The 14717-nt window shown below is 60.7% G+C and carries 10 protein-coding genes; 4 read left to right on the top strand and 6 right to left on the bottom strand.

What is annotated here, in order from left to right:
• Window positions 1–2 precede the first annotated feature (2 nt).
• Together C7I85_RS16580 and C7I85_RS16575 are read right to left on the bottom strand one after the other, a co-directional pair.
• The gene (locus C7I85_RS16580; RefSeq protein WP_106725123.1) at window positions 3–401 is read right to left on the bottom strand and encodes a hypothetical protein; all 399 of its coding nucleotides are present in this window, start codon (window positions 399–401) and stop codon (window positions 3–5) included.
• 185 nt (window positions 402–586) lie between these two features.
• Window positions 587–1459, bottom strand: a complete 873-nt coding sequence (locus C7I85_RS16575; RefSeq protein WP_106725122.1) for a hypothetical protein — start codon at window positions 1457–1459, stop codon at window positions 587–589.
• A 459-nt stretch (window positions 1460–1918) separates the two neighbouring features.
• Between C7I85_RS16575 and C7I85_RS16570 the strand changes: the two genes are divergently transcribed.
• Together C7I85_RS16570 and C7I85_RS16565 are read left to right on the top strand one after the other, a co-directional pair.
• The gene (locus tag C7I85_RS16570) at window positions 1919–2275 is read left to right on the top strand and encodes a hypothetical protein (RefSeq protein ID WP_106725121.1); all 357 of its coding nucleotides are present in this window, start codon (window positions 1919–1921) and stop codon (window positions 2273–2275) included.
• Between the two features lie 11 nt (window positions 2276–2286).
• The gene (locus C7I85_RS16565) at window positions 2287–2859 is read left to right on the top strand and encodes a DUF6680 family protein (RefSeq protein ID WP_146148891.1); all 573 of its coding nucleotides are present in this window, start codon (window positions 2287–2289) and stop codon (window positions 2857–2859) included.
• An 857-nt stretch (window positions 2860–3716) separates the two neighbouring features.
• Here C7I85_RS16565 and C7I85_RS16555 read toward each other — a convergent pair.
• From C7I85_RS16555 to C7I85_RS16540, 4 genes are all read right to left on the bottom strand, one after another.
• Window positions 3717–7493: a hypothetical protein gene (locus C7I85_RS16555; protein WP_106725118.1), complete on the bottom strand. Its 3777-nt coding sequence runs from the start codon at window positions 7491–7493 to the stop codon at window positions 3717–3719.
• Between the two features lie 2 nt (window positions 7494–7495).
• Window positions 7496–8179, bottom strand: coding sequence for a hypothetical protein (locus C7I85_RS16550; RefSeq protein ID WP_106725117.1), 684 nt, complete (start codon window positions 8177–8179; stop codon window positions 7496–7498).
• Window positions 8180–8391: 212 nt separating this feature from the next.
• The gene (locus C7I85_RS16545; RefSeq protein ID WP_106725116.1) at window positions 8392–9714 is read right to left on the bottom strand and encodes a DUF6538 domain-containing protein; all 1323 of its coding nucleotides are present in this window, start codon (window positions 9712–9714) and stop codon (window positions 8392–8394) included.
• A gap of 258 nt (window positions 9715–9972) precedes the next feature.
• Window positions 9973–10812, bottom strand: coding sequence for a Crp/Fnr family transcriptional regulator (locus C7I85_RS16540; RefSeq protein WP_245444976.1), 840 nt, complete (start codon window positions 10810–10812; stop codon window positions 9973–9975).
• Window positions 10813–11111: 299 nt separating this feature from the next.
• Between C7I85_RS16540 and C7I85_RS16535 the strand changes: the two genes are divergently transcribed.
• Window positions 11112–13262 carry a putative bifunctional diguanylate cyclase/phosphodiesterase gene (locus C7I85_RS16535; protein WP_181257205.1) on the top strand — a complete coding sequence of 717 codons (2151 nt, stop codon included), beginning with the start codon at window positions 11112–11114 and terminating at the stop codon, window positions 13260–13262.
• A 185-nt stretch (window positions 13263–13447) separates the two neighbouring features.
• Window positions 13448–14717, top strand: a 1270-nt coding sequence (locus C7I85_RS16530) for a HAMP domain-containing protein (RefSeq protein WP_146148889.1), incomplete at its 3' end; no start/stop codon positions are given.

Genomic DNA, 14717 nt, shown 5'->3' with positions numbered 1-14717 from the left:
GGCTATTCGCCTCCTTCGGGCGAAAGTTTAACAAGTATTTCTTCCCCGATTTCCGCAACCAATGGCTCGGATATCTTCAAGGCGTAGGGTTGGCGCGACGATCTGTCAGCCCGCCATGCAGCAAACACTTCGCCAATCTTAGTGCGGGCGTAGTGTGGCGTGACGAGGGCCACTACCGTCCCGCCATATGCCGGCCTGAGGTCCGCTAGGTTAACCGAAAAGCTGCCGTGACCACCCCCTTCTAGATCGCTGAAACGGTGGCGGAGGTCGCCCAGGCCGTGTGGCGTCTCGGGTCCCGGCTCATCCTCCGCAAAGAGGGCAAGAGCATCTGCAGGAATGGGTGTGCTGTGGTCGGCTTCGAAGCTGAAAGGCGTTCTCTTGGGAACAAGGGAAAGATGCATGTCGGCAGTCTCCTCACGTAACCCGGCAAGCGCACAATTGCGCCAACCATGTGAGACTATATTGTGAGACTTAGCGGCAATCTGTCAAGAGACTATTTGTGTGAGACTTAAATGGCCGACCTTAAGGGGACTCACATGGGCTTGCCCTAGTGAGACGGTGTGGCCGTGAATGAGCTTTTCCGGCGCTATTTCAGTGGACCGTCTCCAAGGACCGCGCCTATGCGGTTGCGTAACTTGGACCGGAGTTCCGCTGGGGTTCGCCAGGTGATGTGGTTGAATTGGCGGGTGTCAAAATGGACGTGATTTATGTGATCCTCGCGGCACGTCCAGATTACTGGGATTCCCAAGCCTTGCGCATAGCCTGCTTCGTAGTAGACCCCACCACGGGGAACCGCCGTCTTGTCTTGTCCTTCTCCGACTAGGCCACAGGTGAAATCCGCGACAACAAAGCGGGAGCGCCTAATTTCCGCAATGATTTCGTCGTCAATCTTGTTGTTATGTTCCTTCTGGTCGATCCTGATAGGGCGGTAGCCTGAGTCCACGATGGCCGGGGCTATTGCCTCCTCGTATGCTGCCGCAACTTCCGGCCCAAACCACATTGCAACGAACGCCTGATGCGAGTTCCTGGGCCGTTCGCGCAGCTTCTCCAGATGGGTGTGACCATCGAAGGTGAGTGAGAGGCCGCCCGTGTCATCAACTAGGAGACCCTGCTCCCGAGCAAACTTGATAAGCGCCTTCACCTCTCGAATCTCGATTGACTCGGTGGCCGCCAAAAGCGCGTCATGATTCGCCCAATGTGAGTTGGCGGGCGGCGGGGCACCGGGAGATATGGCGATCACCTGCGCATAGTATCGCATTCCTTTCCCTAGGGTCGGTGTTTGTTCCGACACCATTTTCAGGAGTCTATCGCGGCGTTCCGTCAGGGTTAGAGGGGGGGCCGATTTGGCATTCTCAACCTCTGTCGAAGTTACCAAGGGCCACTCACTACCGGCTTGATGCTGATCCACCAGCCACGAGGTTAGGCGGGCTTTCTGTCGATCATCCAGAAAAGCAAGCATAGCCTTCGCCGACCCCGTGATTTCATAAGCTCCGCCAGCTCGTGGACTGTCAAATTGGAGGCGGTCGCCAGAACGCCCGCTATCGAAAGTGCGAGCCCTCCAAATTGCACATGGATCGGTCAAAGCATCTCTCCCCCTTCAAGTCTGCGTCAGTATGGTGCAGCTTGGTGCAAAGGTCACGCTTCTCTACGGTGCCAATCTCCTGCCTCACAGCGCATGTCGTGTTGCCCTGATGGGACGGCGTGAGGACCAGGCAGCGGGACGCTGGGCCACCGAAATGGCCAACTGAGGGGTGGTACGGGGGGAACGGTCGGCTCAGCCCCCACGTTGAGTATGTCTCGCATGGGTGACCCCAATTTTCATTGGATATCGTTGCTTGCGGGGTTCAGGTCGTGTTGCTGATGCGCGAGATGTGTGTTCTTTTTTTGTTCCGAGGATGAAACCTGTAGAGGGAAAAGCGTGACGAACACTGATTCTATAAACGGGATTTACTTGGCTTTCTTTACGGGCACCTATGGCAACTCAATCGCCATGTTTCTCTTCAAGGACGGGGTGGTTAGTGGTGCGGATGCCGGAGGCGGCACCTACGATGGCACATTTTCGCCGACGCAAGACGGGCTGAATGTTGACGCGATCATCAAGTTTTCACTCTCAATCGGCAACCAATCGATCACGGGGGCATCGGCCATGAGCGAGCCCATTACGATTGACGTACCGCTGCGCTTGCCTGTTCGGTTAGATCGTGAGGACACTTTCAGAATTGACACGCTGATAGGGCCTATCAATGCGAAATTCCAAAAGCTTCGGGAGCTATGATGCGAGAGGACTTGTTCCTGGGACTGCGTTGGGTTGATCTCGTTACTATTGCGGCCATCGTGCTTGGCCCAATTTTGGCTGTTGCAGCGGATAGATTTCAGCGGCAATGGGCAGAGAAGCGACAAAGACGTTTGGAAGTGTTTCGAGACCTTATGCGCACACGTAAGGCCCGACTAGACCCAATGCATGTGGGGGCTCTTAATCTCGTGGACCTTGAATTTTACGGATGTCGCCCCGTTACGGGCGCGTTACGGACCTATATCAACCACCTCTTCTCTCCTATGCCAAATCCAGATGAACACGACCGTTTCAGTGAGCAGCGAAATGACTTGCTGATGGACCTGTTGCACGAGATGGGAAGGGAGCTTGGCTATTCGTATGACCGCCGTGATCTTGAACGCCTATCCTACGGGCCGCGCGGCTGGACTGATGACCAAGACCTCCAGCGGCACAACATGACATTGCTAAATCAGATGTTACAGGGGCGGATAGCGCTTCCCGTGACCCCGATGCAGCCGACTGCACAAAACCCTTTTCCGCCTGCCCCAGCCATCAAAGACACGGCACCTCCAGCCGGCAATTGATAAGGTGACCAAGTTGGCAGGCAATGATTGTATCTCGCGGGGGTGGCCGCCTCATTTCCCATCATGCCTGCCTTACTGGCCACCTTACTAGGTCGGTATCTCCCTTCCCTCCCTCGTAGCCCATGGCCACCTAGTGGATGGGTTGCCAGGTGGGTGGGCATGAAAGTGTGCGCGAGGGGTGCCGCCAAGTGTCCAAGCGGGTGCCTTTGAGGGCAGTAATGCAAGTGACCCCGTTGCCCTCCTTTATGGAGAGTGGAGGTTGGAGGGGTCTATGCAGTATGCAGTAACTCTAAAGCACACCCGGAGGGCCCCCGTCATATAGTATGGGGTAACTTTCATTGATTTCCTTGAGGAATTTCCCTCAGTGGTACTTACGGCGAGAAAACACACAGAGAGAGCCCGAAGGCTCCCTCTGAGTTATGGCTGCTGCGGGCCCAAGCTCTTTTCAAGCTGCTGCCGCGTTATGTGAAGCTTGGCCACGGCACTTGGAGGCAGCACGCGGACGCCTCTACGGCGTTTGAGGAGGAAGGGCTGAAGGGCAACACCCTCTTCGAGCAGCGCCACCACCTGCCCAACTCGCAAGTAGCCGGGGGTCACTGTGGTGCTTCCAACCTGAACGGACCACGTTACGATGTCCCCAACGCTGAGAGCGAAGCCGAAAGAGTCTTTGCCCATCATCGTTTGGTGATCCTCGCTGTCTGCGCTCTGGTATCGCCTTTGCGGCCCGTGGAGCCCAAGAAGCGAAGGGCGCAGAAGGTTTCCCCGCCGCGCCCCCTTTCAAGCTGTTTCATTCCGTCAACGGCGTTATGTCAGGGCCACCTTATCGCCTACGCGAAGCGCATTCCCCATAGCATCCGTCATTGCATCTTTTTCCCGCTGCTTTCCGGTTTCGCTACCGGTCCCATACCGGGATCAAGATTGGCCCCACTGTTGCTCCTCGCCGAAAAGGGCTTAGCCGCCGCTTGAGGTGCCGGCCCCAAGAGTGCCTTAAGGTCCACCCCGAAGCTGTCCCCTATCTTCCCGATGGAGGGCCTCTCTGGCTGGATGGGACGGGCCGCCGCATAGGCAGCTCTCACCCGCATGGTCTCCCTCAGGAACGCCTCTCGGACCACAGGGTCACGCTTCAGGCGTTTGAGGGCGATGCTACGATAGCGTGAGGTGACATCGTGCAGTATCCAGAGCTTGGTGCCCTTGGTTGCCGCATCGCCGTCAGGGGCACGCTTATAGCTCTCCGACTGCACCCGCCTCGCCACCACCCTCTTCAGGGGAAGGACCTTAGGCGACGGCCTACCGGAAAGCTGCTGGTAGGCCTCATAGGCATTCTTGCCGTCCGCCATGGTGACATCCCGGAGGTCAACTCCATCATGCACCGGCTGAGGGCGGACGATTGTGGACCCACCTTCGAGGGCGAGGCGCTGGACTTCACGGTCCACAACGCTGTCCTCATCGGAAGTCCAAAGGCCCTTGCGGGTGAGCATCGGGTCTCCCGCCCAGTCGTACCGCGCGGGCACCTTCTCAGACAGGCCGGGGATCGTGGCCATCACCTTATCGGTAACGTCACGGGCCTCCCTCAAGTACGGGTCGGGGTTGACCTGACGGAGGGCCGCTGAGAACGGGATGAAGTTGGCGACCGTCTGGCCAGCCCAGCGGCTCATATGCCGGTCAGGCTCCATGATAGCGTCAAGTGCGTCCCCCAGGCCGGAAAGATAGGTCTTGCTGGTGAACTGTTTGGCGAGCGCCAGACTGAGACCGCCGATGGCCGAGGCAACACCGGCATCTTCTTCGCCACCTTCGCCCATGTTGTGAATTGCGTCTTGGATGTCCGCGATGATGCCAAAGGGGATCGCTATGGGGTCATACCGGCCATAGGGCACATAGGTTTTGGACCCGTCCGCGTTCTCAAAGACGATGGAATAGGGCTGCCAACCGGTGGCCTTGAGTTCCGCCTGAGCCTTGTAGTCCGAGGGTCCCGCACCAGTTATCGTTCCGTTGGAGACAAGATAGGCGGCATAACCCATGAACAGGGTGCCCGTGGCCATTTGTCCATAAGCCTGGGCCTGCTGCTCCCTGCCCATCCTCCCCAGCCACATATCACGGAACTCCTTCTGGAACGCATTGAGGCCAGGGGTTAGCTTCCAGCCGTAGCGGAGAACATTGGCGGGGGTCTTCACAAACGGAAGGACCAGCCGCAATTCAGGGTGGTTGCCCACGGCCTGATGCACCGTCCTCCCCCATGTGCCCGCCAGTAGCTCTTGCTGGAAGGTGGCAATGTTGGCCTCCCTCAGCGCCCCCGCATCAACGCCCCGGCCCTCAGCGTCAAACGCCTTGTCCAGCTTGTCCCGCACGAAGCTCTGCACGAAGCTCTTCAGACCATCGCCCTCAAGCCCGCTCTCTGCCCCCTGCTTGACCGCCTCCATGTGCGCTCTGGCCATGACCGTGGAGCGATAGACCGTCTGCTTCACCAGCTCGTCCACCGTGCCGAGGGCCCGCGTAGGCATCCCCACCGTGTTGGTGGCAATCTGGAGGGCGTTATGGAGCACGTTGGGCACGCTGTCCCACGGCTTCCAGCTCCGCACGGGGACTGCATTAGGCGCACCTGTCTGCATCCCCCGCCACATTTCGGAGCGGTGGGGAGAGAGCACACTATCGTTGAGCATGAAGGCCTTACGAGCGAGCGTGAAGGCCTCTCCCAAGGACGTGCCCATATAGGCGTACTGCTTGACGCTCTCCTGAAGGATCGCTCGGCTCGGAGCATCGCCCTTGGCCGCCCCAATGACAGACCCAAGGATGCGCTCCAAGGGCCTTGCGCCGACCATATAGCTATTGGTCAGCATGTTGATGAGCTGGGTCTTCGGGCCGGACACCAGGTTGTTGATGAGGAGGAACTGGCCGAAGTCCACCGCTTTGGTCCACATGCTGGGGTTTGCCAGCTTGGCGATGTTACGGGGACTGCCCTGAGTGCTGACGAGAAGCTCCGCCAACTGGTCACCGTCAAGCTCCTTCAGCTTGGCGACATCCTCAGGCTTCAGCTTGAAGTCTCCCCTCATGCGCCGCACGGACCTCGCCGCGTTGGACGTGATGGACCGCGCCGAGCCGTAGACCGAGGCCGCTAGACTGAGCCGCTTCTTAAGTTCATCAACCGCCGCTTCCTTCCCACCGAACTCCGCGAAGTCCCCCATGCGTATCCGATTGGCCAGCGCATAGGTGTCTTGGAACATGCGGGCGGAGAGGAGATAGCCGGCTTCCATTTCGGCAACCATATGGCTGGCGTCTTTGCCGGCCTTCTGGATTTGACCGAGGAGGAGCGCGGGGTCATCGTCAAAGAGTGCCACCCGCTGGTCCACCAGCTTCGTGACACGCTCATCGGACAGCACATCACCACCCTTCATGCTGTCCAGGCGCTCTTCAGCGGCATCCACCACGCGGGCCATGAAGTCGTCCACATCGGCGTCACTGTTGAGCTTGACGTAAGGGATGCCATCACCCTTGCCGAAGGTGTGCCCTGCCTCCACCGCCTGGTACCAGCCACCGTGCTTCGTCATGGCGTCGGCATCAGCTTCCATCCCCGAGAGAACGGCAGCGGTGTCCTCGTCGGAGAACTTGATGCGGGGCTTGGCGCTAGGCAACGGGGTTTCCACACCGGCAGCCTGAGCGGCCTCGGTGGGGTTGGAGACCACTTGAACATCCACCGCCCCTGCTTGACTCAGAGGAGTCGCCTGAGGGGCTTCAGCGGTGGGGGTGGTACTCGTGGACCCCGCACTGTCTGGGTTCGCTGGCGGGGCCACTGCGCCTTGCTCAGCGCTTCGCTCCGCCTCCGTCTCCTTGGCCACGCTGGTCTCAAACTCAGCGGCCAGCCTTTCGGCCGCCGCTGTGTCGCCCTTACGCAGCGCCTTCCATATCTTCGTGCCGGCCATGAAGGTGCCGAGGATTGCAGCATCAAGCCCGATGCTCTCCAAGGCGGCCTTTACGCGGCCCTCGGCGGCACTGTCGCTGGGATCGGCCGCAAGCCACGCATTGAGCGGGTTGGCCAACGGGGTCCCCTGAATAAGGTTCGACAGGCGCTCCTCATGGGGATCGAACGCCACGGCACCCACGGTGGCAGCCTTGGCGCTCTCCAGCGCAACGCGGCCTTTGCGGGTGGCCTCAATGGCTCCGAGCCCCCGGCCAACCCAAGGCAGACCCTTGGCGATCCACCGGGCCTTGCCCAAGCCGATCATGCCCACGGCGAACTGCCCGATGCCGGCCGAGAAGCCATCCACAATGGATTGCTGGCGGCGGAGGTCCACGGTGTCCTCAACGGACTTGCGGAACTCCGAGCGGTCATCAGGCAGCGTATCGCCAAACAGGAAGTCCTTGGTCTCGAAGACGCCCTTCAGCGCACCCCCGGCCACCGCATCAGTGCTTGAAGGATCGGCCAAAGCCGGCTCCTGTGCGGGAGGCTGGGAGTAGCTGGTGCCGTCAGGGCGTAGGCCTTGAGCATCCAACTGGGTGGCGTCGGGCTTAGGTGGCGTGAGGCCCGCTTGTTCGGCCATGGACGCCAACGCCTCGGTGTCGAGCTGGGGCCCGCCTTCGGTAACCGGCGCTGTGGCTGGCTTAACGTTGGCTAGAAGCCGTTCGAACTCTGCTTGGTCCATGGTTAGGCCGCAGCCTGTTCTGCAAGGGCGCGTCGTGGGTCGCTAGGATGGAAGTTGCTCGGCTCCAGTCCTTGGTCCATCCAGCGAAACAAGTCCGCAAGGTTATCGAGATAGGCGGCGACGTCGAAGCCGAGTGGCAATGTGCCTGCTGCCGCCCCTTCGCGTAGTAGCCTTTCGACATGCCGCATAGTCTGCTCTCGGGCATCTTTGATGGCATGACGGTCTGCCTTAATGGCAGCGTTCCATGCGCTGACATCGTTGCGGCGGCCCAGGGCTGTCACCGCCTCACCAGCCATTGCGCCGGCAAATAGTCGCGTTATCGGCGTGTTGTCATGTGGAGCCCCCGGTATTGAGAGCTTGGCATAGACCTGGGGCCGGGGTTCAGTGTGGTTGCTGTTAGTCCGAACTGTGATGCCCACCCTCGTCAATTCCAAGAGGGCACCAAGCTCAATAACGCGGATATGGCAGTGCCAAGGAAGTTTCCTGCCAATCCGAATATACGCCCACTGAGGCACAGTTATCTTCGTGTCTTCCCCTTCGTCTGCCGTCGCAATTAGTTCGGGGAAGGTGACCGTGTGCAGCCATTCCGGCAGGACACTTCGGTCAAAGATTTGCCTCCAATCGCTGAGGAGGCGTTGCGGCGTAATCAACGGCGTCTGTTCGAAAGCTGTACGACTGCTAGGCATCAATATCCTCCTGTAGCTTGTCACGAGCAGCAACCTGGAAGAGGAGCCCCGCGAAGGCGCTCCAAGCTCCTCTGTTCATAGAGTATGGGGTAACTTCTTGGGGGGCCCCTAAGCGGGGCTTTCGACTACCGGATTGCCTGTGCCATTGGTGGCACCAATAGGTGGGGTGGGTGGCTTCGCACGCCGGCCATGCCCCCTTCCCCTCTAGCTGGCTAGGAAGGTAGCTTCACGGCCTCCACAAGCGCCCTCTTCGCTTTCTCTGGGTCCTGACCTGCGTAGCCGTGCTGACTTAGGTCCAAGCTCTTGGCGCGGTCACTATCGGTGTGTCCAACAACCCACGTAATGGTCCACTCATCGAACCCTTGAGCCCCGGCAAGCTTGGCATCACGCGCCTTCCGAATGAACCAGCGGCGGAATGAGTGGAAGTCCACGTTGCTCTTCGCCTTGTCGTTCGGCCTCTCGTCCACTCCGAGGTCGCGCCGGTAGCGAGTGAACCTCTTGGCGGCGGGGTCTGAGCGGGTCTCGCGGGACTTGGGGACAGGCGGCAGGTCGTCAATCAGGAAGGCGTTGCCCTCCTTGCCCTTGGTCCTCCGCTCGATGATTCTCTTGAGGCCGCTATGGATCGGGACAGTACGGCGGGCGCTGTCCGTCTTTCCAGCCCAAATGTTGAAGACCCCGCCTTCGCAATCGGAGACATATAGCTGGCAAATCTCCTCGATCCGCATTCCGCTCAAAGCCGCGATCCGCATGAGGTCGTTGAGCATCGGCCCTCCGTCACCATTGAGGAGCGTCTTGATCTCATCGTCCGTAAAGGGGCGCTTGCCACGGTCGGGCTCTGCATCCCGCCGATGCTTAGGGGAAGCTGGAAGGGTCTGGCCTACCCATGGGTTCTCCCCGCTACGGAGGTGCCCCTTGTCGAGGAGCCATTTCCAGTACTGCCGAATGAAGCCGAGATAGGCGGTCGCCTTGTCAGCACTACGTCCGACCGTGAGGCTCTCCGAAATGAACTTGCCTGCATGTGATCGGGAGACCGCCTCCAGCGCCACCGGCTGGTCGGCATCCCGAAGCCAATTGCCCAGCCACCCCAACGCCCGGCGAAAGTCCCCTTCCGACTTCATTCGGTAGCCCTGGTGCTGCACGAAGGCGTCTGCGTGGTGGTCTAGAGGCGTCACTTGCCCGCTGGCGAGGTCATAGAACGCCTTGGCGCGACCAAGGCCGTGGGTCTCTTCGATTTGCTCGGCCCGCTCTTGGACGGCATCGAGCGTCCACTCCTCGTCCTTGTGGAGCCGCATGTGGAGCGCCTCCGCGTCGAGAAGATCGCTAGTGGAAAGTGCCTTCTCGGCTGCCGCGATGGTGCTTTTGAGCCGCGCCACGACCGCCCACTTACGCTCGTTGGCTTCCTTCAAGTCGGCAGTATGAAGCGGATGAACCAGTTTGCTGCGGCCTATGAGATCGCGGACGCTGGCTGGAACCTTGACGCGCACCCTCCATTGCTGGCCATGCCATTCCAGATATTGCCTAGAGCTGCCCGCCATTTCCCCTCCGGTGCCCCACACTGGTGCCCCACAGGTGGAAACGCAGGCCTTGAAAGTCAAGGGCTAAAGGGGGTCTAGAGGCGCGGGAGAGAGTTTCCCTCCTTCTCCGCCATCCCCCTCCCCTTCAGATAACTGCTCACCGACCCGACCGACGGCACGTCGCCTGCCGCGGCCTTATCCTGCGCGCAATCGGCACGGTCGCTGACAACGGATCGCCCATCCAGCTGCCAGGGAACCGCGCCGTCTGCCTGTCGGGGCCTAATATCCCCGACGACGAAAAATGCCCCGAGAACGCCTGTCAGCGATTCGAGATCTCGCCGGCGTCACCCCATCGCCGCCCTGATCGCCGAGCAGCGATGCGTCCAGCACGCGCCAGTAGCATTCGCAGGTGCGCTCCTCCAACGCTGCGCGATCGCAGATGGTCATCGTGCCGCGATGATAGGTGATGATGCCGGCATCCTGCAGTTCCGAGCAGATCCCGCTGACCGTGGCTCGGCGCAGGCCAAGCACCTGCGACAAGGCTTCCTGCGTCAGAACGAACGTGTCGCCGGGCACGCGGTCGAGGGTCTGCAGCAGCCAGCGCGCCACGCGCTGTTCAGCCGTGTGCAGACTGTTGCAGGCAACCGATTCCATCAGCTGGACGATCAGCGATTTGGAGTAGCGCAGCATGGCTTCGCGAACGCAGATGAAGCGTTCATGCGCGGCATTGAGATCGTCTATCGACAGCCAGGATGCGCTGCCCGCCACTTGCACCAGGCTTCTGCCCACCGCATTGCCGCCACCCATCACAAGCGCGAAGCCGACAAATCCTTCCAGCCCTATCGATGCCTTTTCGACGCTTCGGCCGTCTTCCATTTCGGCCATGTAGGAAATCACGCCCTCGTTCGGAAACACGGCATGAGTAAGCGGTTCGCCGTCATCGAATATGACTTCGCCGACTGATATGGGCCGCGTGACGAGACGTTCCCGCAAGAATAGCTGGGCTTCCGGGCGCAGCGACAGAAGAACCTTGTTGCGAATATCGGGCCTCAACTCAGCCTCTTCATTTGTCTGGCTGACGCTCTCCAGCGTAGAGGAGAAGGTTTTTTGCGTGCTCACGGGCCCTTAAACTCCAGTTAACTTCTGGATGTGTACGGTATAGTTCATTCGCTACCGTACATATGGTGATGTCGCCGATCCGAATGGACAGGAATGCCGAACATAGCCGTGTTCCGGAAAATTCCGCCAGGTAATTTATGTTGTCCTAACGGAAAGGCTCGGCGCGTGGCCGGTAGCGATGGGGGAGGGTCGCACTAGAGGGAGACTGCGGCCGGGAGGGGGAAAGCATGTCATTGGACCAGGAACCTGCGTCTTTAGAAGGCGGAGGGCGGGCGGGGCTGTATCCCGCGACTGCCACAGTGAAAAAAGATTTTCACAGAGCCGGCGACAAGGTCAAGCAGATACAGGCGGAGTTCGGCGCCTATAAAACTGCTCTCGACCGGCATGCCATCGTGGCGATGACCGATCGCAGCGGAACCATCGTCTTCGTGAACGACCTGTTTTGCCGAATCAGCGGTTTTGCGCGCGGCGAACTGCTCGGACAGAAGCACAGCATCGTCAATTCCGGCCTGCACCCGCGACAGTTCTTCGTCGACATGTGGCGCACCATTGCCCAGGGCGGATTGTGGCACGGCGAAATCTGCAACCGCTCCAAGGACGGCAGCCTTTACTGGGTCGACACCACCATCGTGCCGCTGCTGGCCCCATCCGGTGCCGGGCGCGGCTATGTCTCGATCCGCTACGACATCACCAGGCGCAAGGCCGCTGAAGCCGCGCTGAGCGCCGAAAACGAAAAGAGACGCGAAGCCGAGGGGCTGCTGCGCGATATTCTCGAGGCGATACCTGACGCGGTGGCCGCATTCGACAGCAACGACCGCCTGGCTTTGTGCAACGACACCTTCAAGCGCTACTACAAGAACTCGGCGCCGGTCATGGAGCTCGGCGTATCCTTCGAGAGCATCCTCCGCTTCGGCGTCGAGAACGGCCAGTTCAATCTTGCCAAGAACACGCCCGAGGGCCGCGAGGCCTGGATAGCGGCGCGCATGCGCGAGCATCGCAATCCTGGCAAGAAGGTGCTGCAGCAATTGAGCGACGGACGCTGGCTGCAAGTGCGCGAGCGGCTTTCACGCACCGGCTATGTGGTCGGGGTCCGCAGCGACATCACCGACTTGAAGCAAGCCGAACTCGTGATCAAGCGCCAGGCCGAGCACGATCCGCTGACCGGGCTATTCAATCGCACCGTCCTGCTCGAACGACTGGCGGACGCCGTCGCGGCGAGCGAGCGCACAGGACGGCAGGGCGCCCTGATGCTGGTCGACCTGGACGACTTCAAGAGCGTCAACGACACGCTCGGGCATGATGCCGGCGACATGCTTCTGGTGACGGTCGCGCAGCGCATTCGTGGCATATTGCGCAAGTCCGACACCGTTGCGAGGCTTGGCGGGGACGAATTCGCCATCGTCATCTCCAATCTCTCCGGCGTGGATGACGCGATCAGGATTGCCGAGAAGATCCTGGCCTGCGTGCGCCAGCCCATCGACATCGGACATCGCACGGTGAATGCCAATTGCAGTGCCGGCGTCGCCATGTTTCCGGACGATGGCGGCTCCTCCAAGGAACTGCTCAAGCATGCCGACATTGCCCTGTATCACGCCAAGGGGCGCGGGCGCGGCATCTCATGCTTCTTCGACCCGGCGCTCCGCGACAGCGTCGAACGGCGTCAGGCCACTGGCGACGCGCTGAGGACTGCCCTGGCTGCTGACGAGATCGATATTGCCCTCCAGCCCCAGGTGAGTCTGGACCATCGCGGCCATGTCGGCTTCGAGGCCCTCGCTCGCTGGACGGTGAACGGGCGCCAGGTCCCGCCCGGCGATTTCATCCCCGTGGCCGAAGACAGCGGCCTGATCGTGCCGCTCGGCTTTCGCGTGCTCGAAAAATCGATGCAGACGGCCCGGCGCCTGCGCGACCTCGGCTATGATCCGGGCCCGATCGCGGTCAATGTCGCCGCCGCCCAGCTCAAGCAGGGCGGCTTTACCGAAAGTGTCCTGGCGCTGCTGCAAAAATTCCGCCTGGACGCATCCGCGCTCGAGATCGAGCTGACCGAGAACGTGCTGCTCGACCGTTCCAGCGATAGGATATCGGAAGCTCTGTGCGAGTTGCATGCCGCCGGCGTCGCAATCACCCTCGATGATTTCGGCACCGGCTATGCATCGCTGTCGCATCTCAAGCGCTATCCAGTTAGCCGACTCAAGATCGATCAAGCCTTCGTTCGGGAAATCCAGTCGGACATGTGCGACGCGGTGATCGCGCGCACCATAATCAGTCTCGCTCACAATCTGAAGATGACCGTGGTCGCCGAAGGCGTCGAAACCGAACAGCAATTCCGGTTTCTCCAGGCACATGGCTGCGACTATGCGCAGGGCTTCCTCATGAGCAGGCCAATAGAGCGCTTTCGCGTCGAAGACTATTTTCGGGGGAAAGCGCGAATTGATGAAAATCTTACGAAATAAGTTACCCAAATGGACTCTAACCGCGTGCCAAATCGGAGGCCTGATGGGCGTCCCTGCCTGCGATTGGTGTGTGTTTGTTTGATGTTAGGCCGATGACTCGCTGTCACCTTTCATATTCCTGTCCCGTTGAGTGACCTGCCGGGGCAATCCCAATTTTTCTATCCCCAAAGCCAAGGAAATTACCGATGAGCTCAATCCCGTTAGACGCAGCAGCTCCTGCGCCCAAGGCTCGCGCCCCGAGGAAGATGTGGCGCTTCTCCCTCACCAGCTTCGGTATCACTCGGAAGCTGGCCCTGAGCTTCTCGGTGATCATGGTCGTCAGTATCGTGGTGGCGCTGCTCCTCATGCAGGCGCTGGCAACGGTTGAAAGCGCGGGAAAGCACTATGAGACGGCGAGCCGTCTGGTGACTGACATCGGCAAGGGCGAAGCCTTCCATCTCGATCGGGTCAATCTGGCTCGCCTCTATGTGATCGCGCCGAAGAACGACGTCCTGGCGCGCTATCGCGTGTCCACGCAGATGTTCGAGCAGCAGCTTACCAACGCCAAGGACGAAGCGCAGGGCAACGAAAGCCTGCTGGCGGCGATCGACAAGTTCCACGTCGCGGCTCGGCAGTGGCGTCTCGATGTCGGCGATCCTATCGTCAAGCTGGCCGGCGATTCTGACATGCAGCAGCGGGCTCGCGACCTTGTGGCTTCCCAGCACACGTCCGAGACGGAAGGGGCGATCCGTGTCGCGGTCACGAATGTGCAGAACGAGGTTTCCGTTTGGCTGAAGGAAGTAAGCCGGCAAAGAGACGAGGCCGTGCGCAACGCCAGGTATCTTCAGGCGGCCGGCGCTGGCTTGACGATCGTTCTACTCGTCCTGATTGGTTGGTGGCTGTCGCGCCAGATCGCCAAGCCGGTGAGCCAGATGACGGCGGCGATGCGCAACCTCGCCGCTGGTGACCACAACATCGTCATCCCGGCTGTCGGCCGTCGCGACGAGGTCGGGCAGATGGCGACGGCGGTGCAGAGCTTCAAGGACGCGGCGATCGAGAAGATCCGCCTCGAGACCGAGGCCGAGACGGCGCGCCAGCGGGCCGAGGAGGAGCGCGCGGCGCGCGCTGCCGAGAAGGCCGAGGAGGAGCGCCAGAGCCAGATCGCCATTTCGGCGCTTGGCGAAGGGCTCGAGCGGCTGTCGAGCGGCGATCTCACCTTCCGCATCGAGGTGCCGTTCGAGGGCCGGGCGTCGAAGCTGCGCGAGGACTTCAACGCCGCCGTCGAGCGGCTGCAGCAGACGCTGCTGTCGGTGGTCGCTTCCGTCAACGCCATCCACGCCGGCACCGGTGAGATCTCGACCGCCGCCGACGATCTGTCGCGGCGCACCGAGCAGCAGGCGGCAAGCCTCGAGGAGACCGCGGCCGCGCTCGACCAGATCACCGCCACGGTGAAGAAGACCGCCGAGGGCGCCAGCC

The organism is Pseudaminobacter soli (ex Li et al. 2025), assembly GCF_003012705.1.
GTDB lineage: Bacteria > Pseudomonadota > Alphaproteobacteria > Rhizobiales > Rhizobiaceae > Pseudaminobacter > Pseudaminobacter soli.
The sequence above is the reverse complement of the archived record's forward strand: the minus strand, read 5'-3'. Positions and strand labels throughout refer to the sequence as shown.